The 20,701-nt window shown below is 36.9% G+C and carries 18 protein-coding genes and 7 pseudogenes; 4 read left to right on the top strand and 21 right to left on the bottom strand.

Annotated features, from left to right (window positions below; genetic code table 11):
* Positions 1 to 243 precede the first annotated feature (243 nt).
* From QN079_RS03590 to QN079_RS16650, 3 genes and pseudogenes are all read right to left on the bottom strand, one after another.
* Complete coding sequence (locus QN079_RS03590) at positions 244 to 597, bottom strand: nucleotidyltransferase family protein (RefSeq protein ID WP_289230390.1); 354 nt, start codon at positions 595 to 597, stop codon at positions 244 to 246.
* 330 nt (positions 598 to 927) lie between these two features.
* Positions 928 to 1,365 (bottom strand): hypothetical protein, encoded by a 438-nt coding sequence (locus QN079_RS03585; RefSeq protein WP_016612339.1) that lies wholly within the window; start codon positions 1,363 to 1,365, stop codon positions 928 to 930.
* 697 nt (positions 1,366 to 2,062) lie between these two features.
* Positions 2,063 to 2,699, bottom strand: a pseudogene (locus QN079_RS16650) (transposase); the annotation flags it as partial.
* A gap of 271 nt (positions 2,700 to 2,970) precedes the next feature.
* On the opposite strand from QN079_RS16650, the gene QN079_RS03575 reads away from it, so the two are divergent.
* The 3 genes and pseudogenes from QN079_RS03575 to QN079_RS03565 form a co-directional block, all read left to right on the top strand.
* Positions 2,971 to 3,165 carry a hypothetical protein gene (locus QN079_RS03575; protein WP_005225228.1) on the top strand — a complete coding sequence of 65 codons (195 nt, stop codon included), beginning with the start codon at positions 2,971 to 2,973 and terminating at the stop codon, positions 3,163 to 3,165.
* A gap of 401 nt (positions 3,166 to 3,566) precedes the next feature.
* On the top strand, positions 3,567 to 4,187 hold the full coding sequence (locus QN079_RS03570; protein ID WP_005237707.1) for a CadD family cadmium resistance transporter: 621 nt from the start codon (positions 3,567 to 3,569) through the stop codon (positions 4,185 to 4,187).
* Positions 4,188 to 4,298: 111 nt separating this feature from the next.
* Positions 4,299 to 4,631 (top strand): annotated as a pseudogene (locus QN079_RS03565) (transposase); the annotation flags it as partial.
* A gap of 41 nt (positions 4,632 to 4,672) precedes the next feature.
* Here QN079_RS03565 and QN079_RS03560 read toward each other — a convergent pair.
* The 18 genes and pseudogenes from QN079_RS03560 to QN079_RS03475 all read right to left on the bottom strand — a co-directional run bounded on the left by QN079_RS03560 (position 4,673) and on the right by QN079_RS03475 (position 19,685).
* A complete protein-coding gene (locus tag QN079_RS03560; RefSeq protein WP_005225225.1) occupies positions 4,673 to 5,365 on the bottom strand; it encodes a Crp/Fnr family transcriptional regulator in 693 nt (230 codons plus the stop codon).
* Between the two features lie 16 nt (positions 5,366 to 5,381).
* Positions 5,382 to 5,932: pseudogene (locus QN079_RS03555) on the bottom strand (Dps family protein).
* A gap of 1 nt (position 5,933) precedes the next feature.
* The gene (locus QN079_RS03550) at positions 5,934 to 6,170 is read right to left on the bottom strand and encodes a heavy-metal-associated domain-containing protein (protein WP_005225223.1); all 237 of its coding nucleotides are present in this window, start codon (positions 6,168 to 6,170) and stop codon (positions 5,934 to 5,936) included.
* 63 nt (positions 6,171 to 6,233) lie between these two features.
* Positions 6,234 to 6,842, bottom strand: a pseudogene (locus QN079_RS03545) (HAD-IC family P-type ATPase); the annotation flags it as partial.
* Between the two features lie 102 nt (positions 6,843 to 6,944).
* Positions 6,945 to 8,849, bottom strand: a complete 1,905-nt coding sequence (locus tag QN079_RS03540) for a heavy metal translocating P-type ATPase (protein ID WP_289230389.1) — start codon at positions 8,847 to 8,849, stop codon at positions 6,945 to 6,947.
* Positions 8,850 to 9,168: 319 nt separating this feature from the next.
* Positions 9,169 to 9,402 carry a heavy-metal-associated domain-containing protein gene (locus QN079_RS03535; RefSeq protein ID WP_002292161.1) on the bottom strand — a complete coding sequence of 78 codons (234 nt, stop codon included), beginning with the start codon at positions 9,400 to 9,402 and terminating at the stop codon, positions 9,169 to 9,171.
* 146 nt (positions 9,403 to 9,548) lie between these two features.
* Positions 9,549 to 10,403, bottom strand: a pseudogene (gene lgt / locus QN079_RS03530) (prolipoprotein diacylglyceryl transferase).
* Complete coding sequence (locus QN079_RS03525) at positions 10,388 to 10,726, bottom strand: hypothetical protein (protein WP_003102891.1); 339 nt, start codon at positions 10,724 to 10,726, stop codon at positions 10,388 to 10,390. Before QN079_RS03525 ends, lgt begins: the two are co-directional and overlap by 16 nt.
* Before the next feature lie 228 nt (positions 10,727 to 10,954).
* Positions 10,955 to 11,659 (bottom strand): Crp/Fnr family transcriptional regulator, encoded by a 705-nt coding sequence (locus QN079_RS03520; RefSeq protein ID WP_003125436.1) that lies wholly within the window; start codon positions 11,657 to 11,659, stop codon positions 10,955 to 10,957.
* Positions 11,660 to 11,803: 144 nt separating this feature from the next.
* Positions 11,804 to 12,376, bottom strand: coding sequence for a Dps family protein (locus QN079_RS03515; RefSeq protein ID WP_002292150.1), 573 nt, complete (start codon positions 12,374 to 12,376; stop codon positions 11,804 to 11,806).
* 534 nt (positions 12,377 to 12,910) lie between these two features.
* Positions 12,911 to 13,117, bottom strand: a pseudogene (locus QN079_RS03510) (IS256 family transposase); the annotation flags it as partial.
* 175 nt (positions 13,118 to 13,292) lie between these two features.
* On the bottom strand, positions 13,293 to 14,057 hold the full coding sequence (locus QN079_RS03505; protein WP_002318452.1) for an ABC transporter permease: 765 nt from the start codon (positions 14,055 to 14,057) through the stop codon (positions 13,293 to 13,295).
* Entirely contained in the window at positions 14,054 to 14,707 is a 654-nt protein-coding gene (locus QN079_RS03500; protein ID WP_118214674.1) for an ABC transporter ATP-binding protein, read from the bottom strand. Before QN079_RS03500 ends, QN079_RS03505 begins: the two co-directional genes overlap by 4 nt.
* A gap of 83 nt (positions 14,708 to 14,790) precedes the next feature.
* Positions 14,791 to 15,213 (bottom strand): cupin domain-containing protein, encoded by a 423-nt coding sequence (locus tag QN079_RS03495; protein WP_002307506.1) that lies wholly within the window; start codon positions 15,211 to 15,213, stop codon positions 14,791 to 14,793.
* Positions 15,214 to 15,985: 772 nt separating this feature from the next.
* Positions 15,986 to 16,327: pseudogene (locus tag QN079_RS03490) on the bottom strand (DNA topoisomerase); the annotation flags it as partial.
* 206 nt (positions 16,328 to 16,533) lie between these two features.
* Positions 16,534 to 17,127 (bottom strand): HD domain-containing protein, encoded by a 594-nt coding sequence (locus tag QN079_RS03485; RefSeq protein ID WP_142423635.1) that lies wholly within the window; start codon positions 17,125 to 17,127, stop codon positions 16,534 to 16,536.
* Positions 17,128 to 17,325: 198 nt separating this feature from the next.
* Positions 17,326 to 17,706 (bottom strand): DUF7006 family protein, encoded by a 381-nt coding sequence (locus QN079_RS03480; RefSeq protein ID WP_005225213.1) that lies wholly within the window; start codon positions 17,704 to 17,706, stop codon positions 17,326 to 17,328.
* Between the two features lie 485 nt (positions 17,707 to 18,191).
* Positions 18,192 to 19,685: a helix-turn-helix domain-containing protein gene (locus tag QN079_RS03475; RefSeq protein ID WP_118214671.1), complete on the bottom strand. Its 1,494-nt coding sequence runs from the start codon at positions 19,683 to 19,685 to the stop codon at positions 18,192 to 18,194.
* A gap of 531 nt (positions 19,686 to 20,216) precedes the next feature.
* On the opposite strand from QN079_RS03475, the gene QN079_RS03470 reads away from it, so the two are divergent.
* Positions 20,217 to 20,651 (top strand): hypothetical protein, encoded by a 435-nt coding sequence (locus QN079_RS03470; protein WP_005225210.1) that lies wholly within the window; start codon positions 20,217 to 20,219, stop codon positions 20,649 to 20,651.
* The last annotated feature ends 50 nt before the right edge of the window (positions 20,652 to 20,701 follow it).

Here is a 20,701-nt window from a genome sequence, read left to right as displayed (position 1 = left end):
CGTTTCCTAACCCCCCTATTAGTAAATGGGGGTTCACGGTCACTTCAGCTCGCACAGCAAGCTGAAGTGACACCAGAAAGGCTACAAGGATTTTTTGCTAGCGCAAAAATCCTACAGCGTCTGCACAGCAAACGCTGTACGCCATTTCTCTTTTTTATCATAACGAAAGTAAACTATTTTGCAAAGTTTTTTCTCTCTAACTAATCAAAAGTTTTGTAAAAATTGATCAATGGTATCTGCGCTTCAACCCTTTACTTTAAATGAGTCGCTCGTTTTAAAATCATAAATCATTACACAATCTGCTTCTATATTTTCTTTGAGAAGTGGGTTTCTTTTTTGGTTTGTTTCTGCGTTGATTGCACGTAGTGTAATAAGGTCGATCTCTTTTTTTAATGCGCTACTTAATTTACTTTTTAACCGAATCACATCAAATATATTTTGGAGCAAAGACCCTTCACCGTCGATTAAAATATCTAAATCACTGTTTTCTGTTGCTTCGTTTCGAGCGTATGACCCAAACAGAAAAGCTTTTTTTATTTTCCATTCTAAAAATATTGGTGTACATAATTTTTGAATGTCACTAATTGTATAAATCAAATAACCGAACTCCTTGTCTTCAATTTGAATATTAAAATAAAAATGAAAAGCGACAATTATACTCACCGTTTAGGAAAAAATATTGATAAAAAAGGGAAGGAACAGGTAAATCGATTGCTTCTTTTAGATCAAAAAAAGGGAAAGAGCATAAGGTAGATACCCCCACCTTCTAGTTAGAAGGTGGAAAATAGGCTGTGCCTATTGGGTTTTAAGAGATTTCAAAGTGATATCATTGCGGCTTTTTTAGTGGCACCCAGATACCACTACCGATGGCACCTAGGTGGTACTTTTTGTAAAAAGTGCCACCTAGGTGCCACCATCAACCCTCAATTATTTTGGTAAATATTGGGAAACAATATCATTAAAATCACGTTCTTTTTTGACATCTTCTTGAACAGATTTGACCTTTTTCTTTTCTTCTTTCTTTGATTCGTCCTTCCTGTTTTTAAAGCGATAGTTCTTATTTCGAACAACTTTCTTACTCATTGTGACTGCTTCTTGATAAACATCAGAAGAAAAAAGGTCTTGTATTTTGGTATGATCTTGCTCCAATTTTGCATTGGTCATAATCTCTAATAAAGACAAAGAATCCAATACTTTTTTTTCGAAATTTATTTCTTTTCTCACCCGATTAAGTAATTCAAGCAGCGCATATCGAATCATCGGACTATCTTTAATATCCTCGTCAACGGGCAGATAGGTTTTTAATTCTTTCAAAGCATCTTCATGTTCCGTGTCTAAAAATACCGGAATTCGTTTCTTTGACATGTTATCTCACACACCTTTTTTGAATTCGTCAATTTTCGATTCAATCAACTGAATCGTCTTTTCGATATCAGAAATTTTGGTTTGATTATCAGAAATGTTCCCTTTAAATGATTCAATCGTATTCTCCAAAGTGGTGATTGAATCTTACGTTTTTGCTAACTACTCTCCGACTTGATATTCTTTTTCTTCAGTGAAAGAAGCAATTTTTTCTCGTGCATTTTTTATTTCTTCGACAAGAGATTTGTTCTCTTCCTCAATCATTCTCGGATATAATGAATTTTTAGAATTTGATAATTTCATGAATTTATAAAGAAACTAGACTTTTTGAACCGATCCCCAAAAGTTAGATTCTTAGTCTAACTTATAGGAATCATTTTTTTATGATAAAATTTAGTTGTGATTTTAAGAAAATAAATGGACAAAATTATCGTAACGATAACTCTTAAATAACAATGAAATGAAAGAAAAGACGAGAATCTTCCAGTACTTCGAGAATCTTGTCTTTTCTTGTTGAATATAAAAAACCGAAAATAGATATATTTTAAAGGCTCTTGTCAATAAATCTAATGGTAATAAGTCAAGTTGAAGATTGAAAATATTTTTATTGTGTAACCTGTTTTGAAGCGCACTTAACTAGCTCCGTCTAAAATCAAATTTTTTACAGGGGATTTCAAGGGTTTGCGTCAATAACAGAATGTTATTTACCTATTACTCTCCTTGGCAACGCGTAGAGTCGATGGTTACGTAGTAGCGTATCCACAAGACGCGTAACTTAAGACGATTGCTCGTTTGTGTTTATATTTGGGACCTCTTTACATTTGCTTTGATAAAAAACTTTATATTCAGGAAGATACTTTTTTATAGAGTTGGTAGCTTTAACTAAGTAGTATCCAAAATAGCGATTCCCTTGTTTTGTCAGAGGTGTATTTTATGACTGACAGTTACCAGATTGTTTGACTTTCGAATATAAGCCTGCATATTTTGCCAATTTTGTTTGATTTTCCAATCGTTCAATTTGACCGATTTCAACGATTAATTAAGTGGAGTACACCTTTCCAATACCTGGAACACCGGGCAAATATTGATATTCTCGAATGCCGACAAATAATTGCTTGATTGCTTTTCCAAGTCTTTGATGTTCTTTTCAAGCGCACGAATTTCACGTACAAGAACACTTAGAACGACATTGATGGATTCTTGTGCAAGTCTACCTAAACGATAGCTCATGGTAATTGCACGTTGAATGATTTGGCAATTTTTTCTGGATCTTTAAAGCAACCTTTTCCTTCTTCTTGTAGTAAGTCACAGAACGCCTCTAAGGCTTCTTTAGCTATAGTCGCAGCATCCGCAATATTTCCATAGTTAATGCAATTCCTTTTACGGTATCTTCACCCATGACAACCATTCTAAAAATTTTCGCTAACTCGTCCATTCCAGCTGGAAAAGAATCCCAAAAATCAATATCATAATTACCATTTTAATGATTTGTATTCAAAAATCAGATGAATTGTTTGACGTGGCAATTAATAATAATACTTTAGCAATCAACAAGATGATTGACGGTATGTGGTTAAAGAAGAAAAATAGCTAGGAGATTTTTGAGAGATGACTGGTAAATTTAAAGATGAATTATTAACTGTTGTTGCAGATAATGATTTAAAAAATATTATTCAGTTAAGAAGATACTTTGAAAATCATAGTGATGAATTTACGTTCAAAAATATCACTCGTTTTCATCAAACCATTAATAATAATGTCGATGTTTTTGGTCTATATTTTGAGGGTAATCTTCAAAATTAAATGCACTTAAATATAAAAGCCCCCTGACGAAAGTCGAAGGGGGTTTTTATTTTGGTTTGAGGTTTGCATACCTACCGAAAAGGTAGAGTAGCAAAACGTCAAACAGGTATCAGCTAAATGCCACCATAAGGGTGCGCTGATACTCGGCTCAAAAGAGCCGACAGAGCCGTCTGCAAGACCCCTCGGAGAGCCCACACTTTACCTTGTAAAGTATAGTGGGTTATACTTTACAAGGAAGTAGTCACCGAATTCCAGTTAGAAATTACTTTGTAACTACGTTTTGAGGAGGAGTAAAATGCTTTCCTACGTTCGACATTACCCATTAGCGATAGCTAAATTAATGTGTCTGTGCTCTCCTAAAATCTGCTGATTTATTACTGACTAATACTGGAGGTTTTTTTATGGGACAGACAATCATATCTGCTATTGGTGTTTATATTTCCACCAGTATCGATTATTTAATTATTTTAATTATTTTATTTGCACAGCTATCACAGAATAAACAGAAATGGCATATTTATGCGGGGCAATATCTAGGAACTGGCTTACTTGTAGGGGCGAGTTTAGTTGCTGCTTATGTCGTCAATTTCGTGCCTGAAGCATGGATGGTTGGATTGCTTGGTTTAATCCCTATCTATTTAGGGATTCGCTTTGCAATTGTTGGAGAAGGTGAGGAAGAAGAAGAGGAAGAAATTATTGAAAGATTAGAACAAAGCAAGGCAAATCAACTGTTTTGGACAGTCACATTGCTGACAATTGCGTCTGGCGGAGATAATTTAGGTATCTATATACCTTATTTTGCTTCGTTAGATTGGTCACAGACCCTCGTGGCGTTGCTTGTGTTTGCAATCGGCATAATTATCTTTTGCGAGCTTAGTCGGGTGCTATCTTCTATTCCGTTAATATCCGAGACAATTGAAAAATACGAGCGAATCATTGTGCCCTTAGTATTCATTCCACTTGGACTATACATCATGTATGAAAGTGGCACGATTGAGACTTTTCTGAACTTTATTTTATAGATAAAAAAGCCCCTTAAATGGGGCTTTCAGACTGTAGACAAAGTACTAGTTTTTAGTGCTTTGTCTTTTTTTATCCGTTAAAATAAGAGTATCAATTGGAGGTGTATCCAGATGCTCTCAAAACAAGATATGAGTAAACGCGCACAAATCGGTTTCTTTTCTCTTGAAGACTTGGTCCCACAGGACCACTTATTGCGGCAAATAGATTAATGTATTGATTTCTCCTTTATTTATGAATTGGTTAAAGAGAAATACGATGAAATCCAAGGACGTCCTAGCTTGGATCCTATTCTTCTAATTAAATTACCAATGATTCAATATCTATTTGGTATTAAAAGTATGAGACAAACAATAAAAGAAATAGAAGTGAATATCGCTTATCGCTGGTTTTTAGGTTTGAGTTTAGAAGATCCTGTTCCTCATTTTTCAACATTTGGTAAAAATAGTGTTGCTGACCAATACTATTTGACACAGAACCATTTAACTTAACTTGATGCAAATAATAACTTATCTAAATCAAATATCTCAACATATTTTTGAGTATGCTGTTTAATTAAACCTCTCTCTTCCAATGATGAGAACTTACGACTTATTGTTTCTGGGGTTGTACCCAAGTACGAGGCTAGATCTTTTTTCGACATTGGTAAAGTCACATAAGTATGGTTTTCTTCATCTTCAACGTATTCTGATAGAAAATCAATAATACGAGACTCTACTTGCTCCATACCAACCTGCATCGTTTGCTTTTCTGATACCTGTAAACGTTTCGTAACATCTGATAGTATTCTTCTCATAATTTCTGGGTAAGCGCCTAAATAGTCATCCATATCCTTTTTATGAATTCTACATATGCTCACTTCTGATATTGCTTCAGCATAATTAGAATGGTAACTTTCAGTTTGAAAAATAGCCACTTCTCCCATAAAATCACCAGGATTTAATATGCGTACAGTTTGTTCACGACCAGATTCATTTAAGTTATAAACACGTACACGCCCATTATTTATAATATAAAGTGTGTCATCTTTATCACCATTTCCAAATAACAACGCATTCTTTGCATAATGTACTTCTTGCGCTGATTGCGCAATTAAACTCATTTGTTCTTCATTTAGGTGATTAAATATCGGAACTAAACGTATACAATCTATATGACTATGGTGGTGATGGTGTGCCATACAGCTTTCCTCCTAATTAATCGTTATCTATATAGTCATCATCTTCTAACGCATCCTTGTTAACAAAGGCTTGAAGTTGCCAAATATTTATATCTAAGTAATCTTTATAACTAATTAGTAAATCTTCTAATGCATCATCTGCTTCTTCTTGTGCTAAACGCATTGCACGAACGGTAAATTCACGATTAGTCCTAAAATCTTCTACTAACTGTATGACCATTTCTTCAGCAGAATAATATTTTTCAGACGGATCTTCAGAAATTATTGTAAATTCCTGAAATTCAGTAGTTGTTGAAGCTGGCTTAAATCCTGAAGCTAGTAAACGTTCTGCAATCTTATCAAACCATGTCTCATTCTCATTGTATAAATTCTCAAAAACACTATGCAATGAATAGAAATTTGTGCCTTTCACATACCAATGATATTGATGTAATTTTACATGTAAGGTATGGATATTAGCAAGTATATGATCTGTGACAGCTACAGCATTAATCTTAGTATGATGAATGTGTTCTTTATATGCTTTTTCAGCAGCTAATTTTCTTGTCTTTCATTTGCTGTTGTCATTTTATACACCTTCCTTTACTTTTGAACTAATAACTGAATATCCTAGGTTTTCAATAGCTCTTTCAATTGTACTCAAATTGACTTGTTCTTCATCAAAATCTACTTTTACCTTACTTGCATTGAACAGTACTTTTACAGAATCTTTTTCTACACCAGCTGTCTGTTTTAAACCACTTTCAATTTTTTGTAAACACGATGGACAAGTTAATGTTTCTAATTTTAATGTTGCTTTAGTCATATCTATCACTCCTTTAAATAAATTATACAGGACATTTCTTTTAAGATAATTGACATAGATCAATTATCTTAATTGATATCTTCTTAATCTCATTGCATTTAAAATAACTACTAAAATACTTGCCTCATGAACTAACATACCTATCGACATAGACATCCATTCACTAAATATTAAACTAACCAATAATATTATCACCACACCAACAGCAATTAGAATATTTTGTCTCATATTCGCATATGTCCCTTTAGCTAAACCTAAAGCATGGGGGAGACGATTAAAATTGGAATTCATTAGAACAATATCTGAACTTTCAATAGCCACATCTGTCCCATTTCCCATAGCAATCCCTACTTCTGCAGTAGCTAGAGAAGGGCTATCGTTCACACCATCACCAATAAAAGCAATAATTTCACCAGTAGACTGTCTTTCTTTTAGAAACGCTTGCTTGTCCTCAGGTAACATATCGCCATGAGCCTCGGTTAATCCTAGCTCCTTTTTAACTAAATTAACTGTGCCTTGATTATCCCCTGATAATACAGTGAGATTTTTAACACCAAGTGATTTTAATTTTTGTAGGTCTTGTTTAACACCTGCTCGAACTTGGTCACGGATTCCCATTAAAATAATTAACTTACGATCAACTGCCGTTAATACAATACTCTTCTTTTTTTTTCAAGAACTCAAAAAAGCGGAAAATCCCAGATTTAAAAATCTGAGTTTCCGCTTTTGTCATTTCAAGGATGGACTATTGTCTCAGCCTCTTCTAATTTATTCTTAAGATATTTTTACTTTCTCTGCAGGTGCTGATACTTCTTTTTGTTCTTTTCGACCTTTCAACTTATACTTCATTAATCTCATGCCATTGAAAATTACCACCAAGATACTACCTTCATGAACCAACATTCCGATAGACATATTCATCCATTCGCTGAAGAAGACGCTGGTCAACAAGACCAACACTACTCCAATTGAAATCACGATATTTTGTTTCATATTATTTGCGGTGGCTTTTACTAATCCTAATGCGTGAGGCAAGTTGCTGAAGTTCGAGTTCATTAAAACGACATCGGATGTTTCAATCGCTACGTCCGTTCCGCTTCCCATTGCGATTCCAATGTCTGCTAAAGCTAAGGACGGACTATCGTTAACGCCATCTCCAACAAAGGCTACAATTTGACCACGTTGTTGAAGTTTTCCAATATAAGCCGATTTGTCTTCCGGCAACATGTGGCCGTGAGCTTCGGTCAAACCAAGTTCGCCGGCGACCACATCAACGGTTCCTTGGTTATCTCCTGAAAGAACGACTAGATTTTTCACGCCCAAGTCTTTTAATTCCTGCAAATTAGCTTTCACACCCGGACGGACTTGATCGCGAATGCCCATCAGTACTTTTAATTCACCGTCGACCGCTGTCAAAACGAGAGAGTTCCCTTGTTGTTCAAACCGTTTGACATCTTTTTGCACTTTTTTGCTGAGAGTGACATTTTCTTTTTCCATCAAGGCCACATTCCCAACAGCCACTCTATGTCCAGCTACACTTGAAACGATTCCGCCGCCTTTCACGACTTCAGTTCCTTCAACAGGATAAAAATTTGTTTCTCCAATTTGATTTAAGACCGCTTTTGCTAATGGATGATCTGATTCCCGTTCCACACTGGCCAGATAGCCAAGCGTTTCAGCAGGATCTTTTTCATACAGTTCAGTCGCTGCAACGGTTGGGTTTCCGACAGTTAAAGTACCTGTCTTATCAAATACAATTGTATCCACATTGCTGAAGTCTTGAATGACTTCACTCCCTTTTAAAAGAACACCGTTACGAGCACCATTCCCGATACCGGCAACGTTTGAGACAGGCACTCCGATAACTAATGCGCCTGGGCAACCTAGAACCAAGATGGTGATTGCTAACTCAATATTTTGACTGAACGCCCATACAACAATTGCCAGAACCAAGACAGCTGGTGTGTAGTATTTAGAAAAGCGATCAATGAACCGTTCCGCTTCGGATTTAGAATCTTGTGCTTCTTCCACGAGTTCAATAATTTTTCCAAATGTGGTGTCCTCACCAACTCGGTCAGCTCTGATTTGAATCGTTCCGTTTTCTAAAATGGTTCCTGCAAAAACTTCTGCATCAGCTAGCTTGTTGACCGGAACAGCTTCCCCTGTAATGCTAGCTTCATTGATATACCCTTCGCCCGTAAGGACTGTGCCATCCACTGGAACTTTCGCACCCGTTTTAACGAGCAAGATATCCCCTTCATCTATATCATCCACTTCTACTTCTTCAAATTCGCCATTATCCATTTGTTTCAAGGCGCTTTCGGGTGCCATTTCAGTCAATTCTTTGATAGCAGATCGCGTTTGGTTCAATGTTCGTTGTTCCAAGTAGTGTCCGAATAAGAATAAGAACGTGACAATAGCCGATTCTTCATAATCCTGAATGAAAAGCGCACCAATCGCTGCAATACTGACTAAGACATCAATACTGATGACTTTGACTTTCATTGCTTGAAACGCTTGAATGGCAATTGGCGTAATCCCAAAGACAGAGGCGATAATCAAAGACCACTCTGAAAGTCCTACGTTTTCTAAAACAAAGTGACTGAAGAAACCGAGTACGATTAACAATCCACTGATGACGGTGATAACATTTTTCTTGCTTAATATATATTGTTGCATGCTTTTTCCCTCCAAATTTAATTTCTCTTTTATTGATAAACACAGTATAAGATAATTGCCTAAGTAATTAATTGACTGACATCAAGTTTTGAAAAAATACGTGTCCCTTCTCACTATTTTTTTGATCTAACAGCCTCAATGACACTTATTCCTCTTTACAGTTATAACGATACCCTCTTTTTATCGAATAAAAATTTACGGCTATCAAGTTTAGAAAGTTCTCTTTTATCGTTTCTAAGCACCTCGAATCGGATTGCAACAAAAAAGCAATCCCGGAAAAATAGCTTTTCTTCCAGAATTGCCTAGTTCATTTAATCTGTTAAGCGGCCTTGACTTTTGCTTTAAGGACCGGATAGCCTACGTTTTCGATAGCTTTTTGAATCTCTTCAATCGAAGTGACAGCTGAATCAAAATTGGCTTTGACTTTGCTGGAGTTGAATAATACTTTAATGCTGTCTTTATCGACACCGTTAACTGATTTTACGGCACCTTCAATTTTTTGCATACAACTTGGACAAGACAACGTTTCTAATTGCAATATAGCTTTTTCCATAATTCCTATCTCCTTTATGTGTTTTTATTTTATCGGCAGCAGATTAATGAACACTGCCTTTTCCTCTTTACAACTGTAGTATAGCTCCCTTTTAGCAAACGAAAATTGACGCATATCAAGTTTTGCACTTCTTTTTATCTTTTTGCTCAATTCACCATCTTAATAGTCTTTTTCTGCCCCTTATTGCCATCAGAATAATAATAAATTGGTGGATAGTCTTGTCTGCGTATAAACCATACTACAATCGCGCCAATAAACAGGGCCAGAGACAAGGCTTGTGAAACGCGGATCTACTCGCCAATCCATAAACTGTCCGTTCGCATACCTTCAATGAAGAACCGACCCACTGAGTACCACAAAACGTAACTCAAAGCGACTTCTCCTTGACGCAAAAGCTGTTTTCGGTTCCGTATAGTGACGATGAGGACAAAGCCCAACAAACTCCACAATGACTCGTATAAAAAAGTCGGATGGTAGTAGGTACCATTGATATTCATTTGTTCAATGATAAATTCAGGTAAATAAAGATTTTCCAAGAATTGACGAGTAACCGGTCCACCATGAGCTTCCTGATTCATAAAATTGCCCCAACGACCAATGGACTGGGCTAACAATACATTGGGCGCTAAAATATCAAGAACGAGTGCCAAAGAAGTACCTTTTTTCTTTGCATACCAATATAGCGTACCCCCTCCTGCAATCAATCCCCCATAAATCGCAATGCCGCCATTCCAAATCGCAAGGATTTGTCCTGGATTTTGCAGATAATAACCAAGTTCAAATAACACATAATAAAGCCGAGCGCCGAGGAGTCCAATCGGAATTGCCCATAAGGCCATATCGATAATGGTATCCTCTTCCAGTCCTTTTTTCTTTGCTTCCTTGGTGCTCAACTGGAGAGCCGCTAATATGCCCGCTGCAATAATGACTCCATACCAATGAATCACAACAGAACCAATCTCCACCGCATGGGGATTCAAAACGCCTAATACGAATTCCATTCTATTTGCTCCATTTCTTCAATTTTTCGCGTCATTCTAGTCATGGTGATGCTGAACAAGATTCCGGCTAAGCTCCATGGAAACCAAACAGTGAATACACTTTTATCTCCCTGGTCACTCGCTTCGTAATACGCCACTTTTCCGTGTCCGATTACGCCGGCTCCTTTTACAACTTCCTCTTCTTTTTCCATAGCTAACCTATCTGCCTCAACAACGTTAGACGTTTTTGCTTCGCCGCCAATCGTGTTCTTGGTGAAAGGGACGACAAAGAATGCACCCGCTGCTGACAACGTGATGGCAACTATCACCCAAAAATAATGCACATTCACCCCTACTTATTTTTACGTTTTGTTCGACAACCCTATCTTAAAGAAAAATAAAACAAAAAAACTTGAGGGTTATCATGTTTGTGCTTTTATTTTTCCAATGAATGAAGGTCGTTCTGTCTTAAAAAAGCCAAAAACGGACAGATGGAAGCAAAAGCACTGAGTTCTGTCCCGTTGTTAATGAAGAGCGACAGAACACCAACGTGTAGAAAAAAGTGTGTCCGATTATTCGCTGTAAAGCAATAAATCATCTAAATCCTGAATCTTGATCCTTTTCCCAGACAGCTGTTGAATCAATCCCTCGTCCTCCAATTCTCCAAATTTGCGACTGATGGTCTCGGGTGTCGTTCCTAAATAGGAAGCAATGTCCTTTTTTTCCATCGGCAGGGTGATGGTGGGAGAGTTGCCCATTTCAGGTTCCACATTTTCTGCCAAAAACAAAACTAAACGGGTAATGACACTCTCCAAGGCTACTTGTGTCGTTTGACGTTCTGAACTTTCTAACCGTTTAGACATTTCCGCCAATAGTTTTAAAGAAATAGCTGGGTATTGTTCCAGAAAATCTTGGACATCTTTTTGCTGAATCATACAGACAACGGTATCTCGGGTTGCTTCGGCATATTCCTCGTGTACTGCATCCGGGTTGAACAAGGTCCATTCTCCGGTGAAATCACCAGGGTTCAAGATCCGCACTAGCTGCTCTTTGCCAGAGTCTGCCAATCGATAAATACGGATTTTCCCACGATTGATAATATATAAAGTATCCTCTTTTTCTTGTGAACGAAACAGAAACTCTCCTTTTTGATACTGTTTCGTGTGGGCTTTTTCAGCAATGTAATTCATCGCGCTATCCTCTAAGTGATTGAATATTGGAACCAAGCGGATACAGGCTGCGTGGTCGCCAATTTCATGATGGGTATGTTTAGTCAATTCATTCTCCCCCTTTATTTATTTTGTTTATATTCGCTGCTTTTATTATATAAGTCTCTTACTACAAAAAAATTGATGCACATCAAGAAAATGGAAAAAGGACTGGAAAGAATTCCAATCCCTAAATCAGCTTCTACTTTTACCTTAATCTTCATCCTCATCAAGAGCGTCATCATCTTCTAATGCTTCTTTACCAATGAACGCTTGCAGCATCCAAATGTTCTTGTCTAAGTCATTTTTAAAAGCAATCAATGTATCTTCTAAAGCATCGTCACCCTCGTCTTGAGCTAAACGAATCGCGCGAATAGTTAGGTCACGAGTGCTTCTGAAGTCCTCGATAATATTTTCAACCATGTCTTCTGCTTTAGCGTATTTATTAACTGCATCTTCCGAAAGCATCGAATATTTTTCAAATTCAACCGTTGTCGAAGCAGGTTTATGCCCAGAAGTAATTAGACGCTCCGCAAGTTTGTCGAACCATTTTTCATTTTCGTTATACAACTCTTCAAATTTTTCATGCAACGTAAAGAAATTGGCTCCTTTTACATACCAGTGATATTGGTGCAGTTTCACATGTAATGTATGCATGTTGCCTAAAAGATGATCCGCAATGGCCGCTGCATTAATTTTCGTATGATGAACATGTTCCTTGTGTTCTTGTTCTTCTTGCAATCTTTCTTGGGGTGTTCTTTCTTGAGTAGCTTTATTTTCAGTCATGATTTATTCCTCCTATAATTTTGGTTTGTTTAAAATAGCTTTCTTTGATTCCTCCTTTTTCTTTACTGAATTTAGTATAGGATAGATTTCCGTTAAAAAAATTGACGCTCATCAAGAAAAGTATTTCTTAATAGACGCCAGGCTTCTCTATTAAATTCAACTGAAATAATCAAAGGAATGAAGTCGTTCCCTCCAAACAAAAATTTCATTAAAGTAGGGCCTAAAAAAAGAATAGCAACTATACTTTGTCAAGAGACCTGACTGCTATTTTTTTGCTTGTTATTCTTCAATTACCAAATGTCTTGCCTTGCAGTATATTTAATGCTCTTTCTCACTAGTGTTGCATGCAACACTAGTGAGAAAGAGTATTAATAAGATTAACCTAGAAGAATAACTTTACTTTATTTATGTCATACCATAAATAAAAATTGAAAAGAATTTTTTATTTATTTTTAGTAGATCGATTAATAGGAGTTTTAGCTTGGGAGCGTCAATAATTTTGTGTAAATGGTTCTTTCCTACTGTAGATTGTTTCTAATTCTCCATCGGTTGACTCAGCATTTGTTCGAGCTCGCCTTCGGCCTGTTGGAAACCTTTATGACTGCGACCTAGGAATTTTTGGTTGTGAGTATCAAAAGACGAGACTAAGAAACGTTCCATCGACTCTTCATTTTGGAACTGTTCCTTGCGGTGGCTGTATTTCTTGATTTGCTTATTAAAGGATTCAATCAATCCAGTTGCTGCACTATATAAAAAATTTCATCATAGTTTCGCCCTAGTCGTTCCAAAGATTCGATGACAAAAATATCCTTCTTCCTTAAAAAATGAAGTTCTTTTTGCAATTATTCTCGTGAGGTCTTCTTTTAACTACATAAAATTGTAACCACTGGTTTTAAGAGTAGTGTATCATCCCAAATCATATAATTAATTGACTGCGATTGTTATAAAACTCACGGTAAGCCATATAACTAGCAATAAACGAAGAAATCGCAGTAACTGAAATCAACATAAACATCACAACAATTTGGTAACGAATCGCTTGAACAGGATCAATTCCCGCAAAAATCAACCCTGACATCATACCTGGTAGGCTGACAAGTCCAACCGTTTTTGTTCGGTCAATAGAAGGAGCCATGCCCGTTTTGACGCTTTCTCTTACAATACTCATGGACGCTTGTTTTTTATTGGCTCCCAATGCCAATTTTTCCAATACCTGTTGGCGTTGGTCCGTAAATTTTGAATTCAAAGACCGATAGGTCACTCCAATCGCAGTCATGGCGTTGCTGGCAATCATGCCTGTAATTGGAACGATTTGGGAAGGGGACCAGTCAATGACTCCTGAAAAAACAAGAATGAGTAAGGACAAGGCTGTTCCTACTCCAATAGCCGTCGTTGAAATTTTAAAAGAGCGGTTGATCCCCTCACTGCGTGTATGGGCGTTATAAGAAGCGTTGAACACAATGAACAAAACCATCGCTAAAGTGAGAAAGTTGTTATCCACTCGTAATACGTAGCTCAATACATATCCAATAAGGAATAATTGAACGACAGCGCGAATTCCCGCAATAAAAATGTCGTTTCCTAATCCCAATTTCTCTTTGTAATCAATCAACAAGGCAACTATCAAGAGGACAGAGGATAAAAGCAAAGAAAGATTACTGATTTCCAAATTGTTTGTCATTTCGATTCCTCCATTTTTCCACCTTTGATAGTAATCAGACGAGAAGCTTGGTCGATTTCTTCCTGGTTGTGAGTGACGGCCAACACCGTAGTTTGTTGGTCTTTCATCATGTCTCGGACTAAATCAAGGACAATCGCTCTGTTTTCTTGGTCCAATGAACTGGTAACTTCATCCAGGAGCAACACTTTCGGTTGATACATCAAATTTCGGACCAATGCAACCCGTTGTTTTTCCCCTCCTGATAGTTCCTTGACCTCTTTCGATAAGTAAGTTTCAGGTATTTGAACTCGTTCTAACAATTTTTTTGCACGTTCCCGATCAAATCCTTCTTCTCTTATGCGGGCAGGAAAAGACAAGTTCTCTTGAACTGTCTCATCGAATAGAGAAGCGTTTTGAAAGAAATAAGAGACTTCTTTTCTATACTCCACAGGATCGATTTTTTGCAGATCCGTACCTCGATAATAAATTTTTCCGGAAGTTGGGGAAAGCAGCGTACCAATTAATTTCAAAAGGGTACTTTTTCCACTTCCAGAAGGACCAGAAAAAACAATCACTTCCCCTTTGTTTACTGTAAAAGAGATATCTTGAAAGATTTGGTTTCCGTTTGCCTGAAAACCAACCTTCTCTAATTGAAACAATGAATCACTCATACCACATCTCTCCTTTATAAAAAAGCCCTGCACCAGTGGACCATCCATACGGGTGCAGGGCTTTTGTTTCATCCTAGTGTACCTCAGTGTTCGTTTGGATCGTTTTTGGCGTCTTCATGAGTAGGGTGAACCGTTCCTTCAAGGTGATCTGGACCAGCATAAATGGTATACAGTCTGAGCGGCTTATCACCGGTGTTTTCGATGTTGTGCCACATGTCCGCCGGAACAAATACGGCGTCATCATCCATCACTTTTTGTTGAACATGTAAGTTATCTTTAGAAGGCCCCATTTTACACACGCCTTCTCCTTCTTCAATACGGATAAATTGGTCAATGCCTTCGTGCACTTCCAAACCGATGTCATCGCCCGGTTGAATGGACATTACGGTGACTTGCAGTTTACTGCCTGTCCAAATGGTCGTCCGGTAATTATCATTTCCTGTGGTGGCGTCTTCAATATTAATGATATACGGCTTCTTCCCATGATCCTTGTAGTCTATTTCCATCTTCCATTCCTCCTAGTCTTTTTACTAAAACAATGATACCTACTTCTTATTTATAATAATTCTAATAAATGGTACCACATCTAAAATTCTATGCAAAAAATTGGCTTTTTGGAGAGCGATTCTAAACAAAGACCATATAACGCGCAATTACAATTGGTACCCCTTAATCCTCAGCACATAAAGGAAAAAATATGGAATCAAAAAATAACCGATATGTACTCTGGTTATGACTTGAATCAGGGAGAATTTCAGAGACGACACATCATACTTTTTTAGTTTGCACTTGTAAACTAACTAGCGTATATTAAGTTTATGCTCACTATCAAGCGTTGTCAATCCTTTAGAATCTTATCAATTTCGAAAGAAAGTAGCAAGGTTATTGATTGTGACTGTAAAAGTGGGGTGTTCCTATAAGCACATTAAACTATCTTCTCTAATTTATCATGCTATTTAAATTCTGTTTTTTCATGAGAATTTTTGTCCAAAACTTGTTAAAATGATTTTAAAAAATACTTACATACACAATCCCCAAAAAACACTAATGTCATTTCAGTCAAAAAAGATACCGCAGAAAATTTCCACCTGAGATTCGATACGATATTACTCTCTTGACAGCCAGCTTAATTCCTTAGTTGAATAGATTATTAAAGTGCACAAAAAACAATGCGGCGTTTGTTATATTTTCTGGTATAAGCGACGGTGCTATAAACTTTTTTGCAGATTAAAAATCATATGAATTTAACTCCAGTAATAAGAGTTTAAGTGCCAATGCATGTTTGATTTCTTCGTTGCGTTGGTAAATCAAGAACAAAGTCGGGGTTTGGACGCGTCCAACGCTAAACACGCCTCTCATGCCGTTTTTCTGCATATAAAGCGTGTAAAGACGGGTGAGATTGATTCCTACCAGCCAATCAGCGATTTGTCGGGTTTCTGCTTCTTTGTAAGGGGAATAAAACGCCTGTCCGTCCTTCAGATTTTGAAATCCTTTTTTGATTTCGCTAGTTTCAAGCGAGTTGATCCATAAACGTTTAATGGTTTTCCGGCTATTTCCCGAAAGGTTGATAATCAAGCGGGCGATTGCTTCACCTTCTCGGTCGCTGTCGGTCGCAATCACGATTGTTTCCGCTTCATCTAAATGCTTTTTGACGATCTTGTATATATTGATGTAAGAATAGACACTGTTACGATAAAATACTTTGTAAAAATATACCCTACTTCCCCGATACTCATAACCATTCCTTCTCTTCTAGTACATTTGGTGTTCATTTTGATGATGCTCTTCTACTTCGGCTCATGTTTAGCAGCTTATTGATTTTTGCTTTATTGCTTCAGCCAACCTTTATTTACGGCATCATCTATAAGTTTTCTAACATAGTCCCAAACTTCTGGCATAATTTCTTTGATGACCTCGTTTCGTTTTAATTCGCGTTCAACTTCAATGTTATTTTCTAACCAGGTATTCCCGTCATAGTAGTATATCTGCAAGACAGGCTGTAACCTATCGATTGCCGCTGCATATTTTGCTTCTACGGTTGCCATCTCCTCAAACTCTTCCCACAAATCCATAAATTCATCATATTGTTCTCTCGGTAATGTAGAAAATAAACTTGTAGCTGCTTCCCGTTCTCGCTGTACTTTATCCAGGTACCCAGCTTCATCATAACAATAGGTATCACCTGCTTCGATTTCTACCATATCATGAATAATTAACATTTTGAGTACTCGCAACAAATCCACTTGCCCTTCGGTTGCGATATGTTCTGCAAGCAATAGTGCACATAATGTCAAATGCCAGGTGTGCTCTGCATCATTTTCCCGTTGGTTTCTATCATAGATCAGTGTCGATTGTCTAAGGATGGCTTTAAGCTTGTCAGCTTCGACAATAAACTGGATCCTCTTTTCTATTGCATTCATCTGTGACCTCCAATTATTTGTTGAATGAATTTATATCAAAGGTACAGCTTTTTTCCACAATGCCTCCAAAGTTGCATAAAAAAACTGCAGCCTTTTCTTTTGGTAAAACAATTACTCCTGCACAAACCTTAATGAAAGGCTCCTTTCAAACTTCCTATAACACTTTTTCCTCACGAATGATCTTTGTTGTTACTTCAACTACTCCACGGAAAAATGCAATGAATGGGGCGTAGGCGCGATCAATGTCAGCCCACATCTTTCTTTAAAATAGGTTTTGCTATCTTGTTTCGCCACTTGCAAAATTTCTGCCTCAGCAAAAGGGACCACATTGTCACTCCCCCGCAATTCACTGCATTCCAAAATAATCAAAATCTCTGCTTCTAATGTATTGATTCTCGCATACTGTTCAAAAAAGTTTTCGTGATTGATTTCTTGGATCGCTCGTTTGATTTCGAAGCAATTGGCAAGAATCTTTTCTTTGAGTTCTGGAAACTCTTCCTTGAAAAAAAGCCGCTCCGTTTCTTCCATGTAGAAGTTTAAATATTCTTCCATTGAATGGATCTTAAATGCTGACTCCATCTTTAGTCCTCCTGTTCTATTGATTGGTGAATCTTATGTAAAATCCTGTTTATGTGTTTATCGTTGGAACGAATACGTCGATGCGTACTCTATGGAAATATTGAAAGGAAATCGACCTTTAGGCTGAAATCACTAGCATTACGTTAAATAGAGGATTCGAACACTCTTTCTTACCTTCGCTTTTTCGTAAAACGTTTCTGTTGACCGAGATCTTTATGCCTGCATTATTACATATTTTTTAGGAAAGGAGACGCCAATCATTTGTTTGTTAGAAGCAAATAAAGTCCTGTTAGATACCTTCGGGTTGGATCGTATCAATTTTAGTTTCATAAAAGTAAACAAGCCCAATAGCCGATTGAGCGATTGACAAACTACATAGGAAATCTGAGAAACGCTGTGCAAAACTTTTCGCTTCCTACTAAAAAAAGGGAGGATTCTCTGGTTTTGAGAATCCTCCTTTTTTTCATACTGTGAAATCCACAGTTTTACGTATGTTTTTGACTAAACTCATTCTGGAACTTTTCAACTGCTTCAATCAGTTCAAGCCAGCGATCCCCCGTTGGAAAACTATTCCATTTAAAAAATTGGACGTTGGGATTTTGGTCAATAAAAGCTTGCCGATTGACGGGATAATCTGTCACGACAAAATCGGGATTTTCGGAAACAAATGAAAGTGTGTACCCAAACCAGCGCTTCAATCGTTCCTTTTGTCTGATTTCTTGGATTTTTCCGAATTTTGATTCGTGAAAAATACGAACCGTAGAACGATCAATTTTCGCTACCAGAGAAAGAAGCATACTATATTGAAAAAGCAAGCGATTGTTCGCTTCATACATGGTTGAAAAAATTGGTGATTGTTGCGCTAACGATTCGTACATCTCCTGAACAAACGGAAAAATCTTAGGAAAGACACGGCGATAATCTTTGTCCGTGGTGCTTTTTCCAAAGGCATCGATCTTATTTTTCGATGCAAAAAGAAGCGAAACCGAATGAATATTCAAGGCATTGACCAACAGATAATCAATATTGCTTTCAGAAACGAGAAAAACTTTCTGAGCGTTTTCCGCAAATAGCCTTGCTGCAGCGATTGCTCGTGGAGAAAAATGATCCCCAATTGTTAACTGACTAGGAATCTCTTCAGGTAAGTACGTCGTCATGACAGAAAACATATAATACAAGAAGAGAAATTCTGTTTCTGGAAGCCCATTTAGAATCAAATTGTCTCTTAGCAATGGCTTGATCAGCTCTTCTTTAAATTCTTCAAAGGAAATCGTCAGATGCCTCATCTCCCTCATCTCTTGAGGAATCTCTTTTACAGGAAAGCCTCTTTTAAAACGATAAATACTTAACGCCAACAATTGAACAAATTTCTCCTGATCAATCCCGCGATAAAAACTGGGATAACTTGTCAACTTTTTCTTCAATGTACTGACACTTTGTTTCGTCAATCCACTATAACGCACGTTCGTTGCATCATAGATCTGCCAATACATGATGTGGAAAAAATGCCGAATGCGGTATTCTTCGCCCACAAAAAGCGGTTTTCTTTTTAGGCTCAATCGAATGTGATAATTTTCAAGAATCGTTTCTACTTCCTTTAGTTTTCTTTGAACCGTGCGATTGCTGACATAATGTTGTTGGGCGGTTTCTTCCAGCGACACATACATATCACTAAAGAGTCTGTCTAAAATTTGAAATGGCATGCTTTCTTCTAGCATGACCGAATAAAGCTTAGACAAAAGAAAATTCGGCGCAAAATAAAGCGTCATCTCTCTACCTTCATGCAACGCAATCTCAAAATAAGGATACGCCGTTTGCAAATCGAGTGCTCGCTCAAAAACTAAGACGATTCGTCGTTTTGATAAGTTTGTCTTTTCAGCAAGAACATTTAGTTTTTCACGCTCCACAGCCTGCTCAAAAAAATGCGCAAACAATTCATAAACATCTTGGTCTAATTTAGTTAAAAGAAATTTATACATAATAATACCTCTTAACTTTATTTTTAAGGTAATTATACTCCTTTCACGATCTATTTTCATTCAGTGTGTATTCATTGACTACTTATTTCATTTTATAAGAAGCTGTCTCTGAAACTATCACCTTCTGAATCATTTAGGATAAGCAAAATCATGGCTACAACTACTTAGAACTACGAGTTACTACGTCTGGAGAACATTGCTCTTTCTAACAGCTAGTTTAAGACGACAAAACAGTCCAAAATGCTATTTATCAAAAAATTATTTTATAATAATAAAAGTAAAAAACCGTATATTTTGCTACGATAATAAGAGAGTCGGTTTTTAGGAGTATTTACAATCGAAGAGTTAGGTAGCCTTTGAGCATTTCAACAATTCCAAAAGCTTTTACTTTCTATCAATTACGCTTATATAAAGTTGAAAATTAGTACAGTTATTTTTAAAGTATCTTCGCCATAATCAAGCTAACTTCTTACATTAATTAAAAAGAATGGGGGGACAGGTGTTCATGCTTCGCTGAATGAACTGAAATCAATGAAAATATCAAAAAAAATAGTATGGTCAAGTGTTGCTAGTATTCTCGTTCCAATTTTAATAAGTCTCGCTGTCTTTGTCTCCCCTAGTAATAAACCTGGGATCGTTGTCTCAAATGACTTTGGAAAGATCACAGTTCCGTTGCGAATAAGTAGAATCTATTTAACTCAAACAAACACTGTCTTCTATCAGCCTGAAATACGCTCAGCCAAAACAGTTCTGGAGGAGGCGAATTTATTAGGAGAAAGCACACTTTCGATAAAAATCGGTGAGGAAGAAAAAGAAATTGTTTCTTATATTGATGCCAATGTTAAGAACTTCTCTCTAGAACTAAACGTGGAAGACTATGACAAAACAACAGGAAAATTAGTCTTGACTATTGCCTATCGTGATGGCTTGAATGATGAATTCAAGAACGTAACATTCGAAAGATAACTGATAAAAACCTATATTCTCGCTCATATTTAAATAGGGTTAAACAAAGA

It is taken from the genome of Enterococcus sp. FZMF, from assembly GCF_030263915.1.
GTDB lineage: Bacteria > Bacillota > Bacilli > Lactobacillales > Enterococcaceae > Enterococcus_D > Enterococcus_D casseliflavus.
This window is presented reverse-complemented; position numbering and strand designations above follow the sequence as displayed.

What these genes read in the sequence shown, in the direction of transcription:
- QN079_RS03570 (WP_005237707.1), top strand. Translation starts at nt 3,567, where the DNA reads ATGGGACAGACAATCATATCTGCTATTGGTGTTTATATTTCCACCAGT.
- QN079_RS03560 (WP_005225225.1), bottom strand. Translation starts at nt 5,365, where the DNA reads ATGGCACACCATCACCACCATAGTCATATAGATTGTATACGTTTAGTT.
- QN079_RS03485 (WP_142423635.1), bottom strand. Translation starts at nt 17,127, where the DNA reads ATGAATGCAATAGAAAAGAGGATCCAGTTTATTGTCGAAGCTGACAAG.
- QN079_RS03550 (WP_005225223.1), bottom strand. Translation starts at nt 6,170, where the DNA reads ATGACTAAAGCAACATTAAAATTAGAAACATTAACTTGTCCATCGTGT.
- QN079_RS03515 (WP_002292150.1), bottom strand. Translation starts at nt 12,376, where the DNA reads ATGACTGAAAATAAAGCTACTCAAGAAAGAACACCCCAAGAAAGATTG.
- QN079_RS03470 (WP_005225210.1), top strand. Translation starts at nt 20,217, where the DNA reads ATGAAAATATCAAAAAAAATAGTATGGTCAAGTGTTGCTAGTATTCTC.
- QN079_RS03535 (WP_002292161.1), bottom strand. Translation starts at nt 9,402, where the DNA reads ATGGAAAAAGCTATATTGCAATTAGAAACGTTGTCTTGTCCAAGTTGT.
- QN079_RS03475 (WP_118214671.1), bottom strand. Translation starts at nt 19,685, where the DNA reads ATGTATAAATTTCTTTTAACTAAATTAGACCAAGATGTTTATGAATTG.
- QN079_RS03585 (WP_016612339.1), bottom strand. Translation starts at nt 1,365, where the DNA reads ATGTCAAAGAAACGAATTCCGGTATTTTTAGACACGGAACATGAAGAT.
- QN079_RS03575 (WP_005225228.1), top strand. Translation starts at nt 2,971, where the DNA reads ATGACTGGTAAATTTAAAGATGAATTATTAACTGTTGTTGCAGATAAT.
- QN079_RS03505 (WP_002318452.1), bottom strand. Translation starts at nt 14,057, where the DNA reads ATGACAAACAATTTGGAAATCAGTAATCTTTCTTTGCTTTTATCCTCT.
- QN079_RS03495 (WP_002307506.1), bottom strand. Translation starts at nt 15,213, where the DNA reads ATGGAAATAGACTACAAGGATCATGGGAAGAAGCCGTATATCATTAAT.
- QN079_RS03480 (WP_005225213.1), bottom strand. Translation starts at nt 17,706, where the DNA reads ATGGAGTCAGCATTTAAGATCCATTCAATGGAAGAATATTTAAACTTC.
- QN079_RS03540 (WP_289230389.1), bottom strand. Translation starts at nt 8,849, where the DNA reads ATGCAACAATATATATTAAGCAAGAAAAATGTTATCACCGTCATCAGT.
- QN079_RS03500 (WP_118214674.1), bottom strand. Translation starts at nt 14,707, where the DNA reads ATGAGTGATTCATTGTTTCAATTAGAGAAGGTTGGTTTTCAGGCAAAC.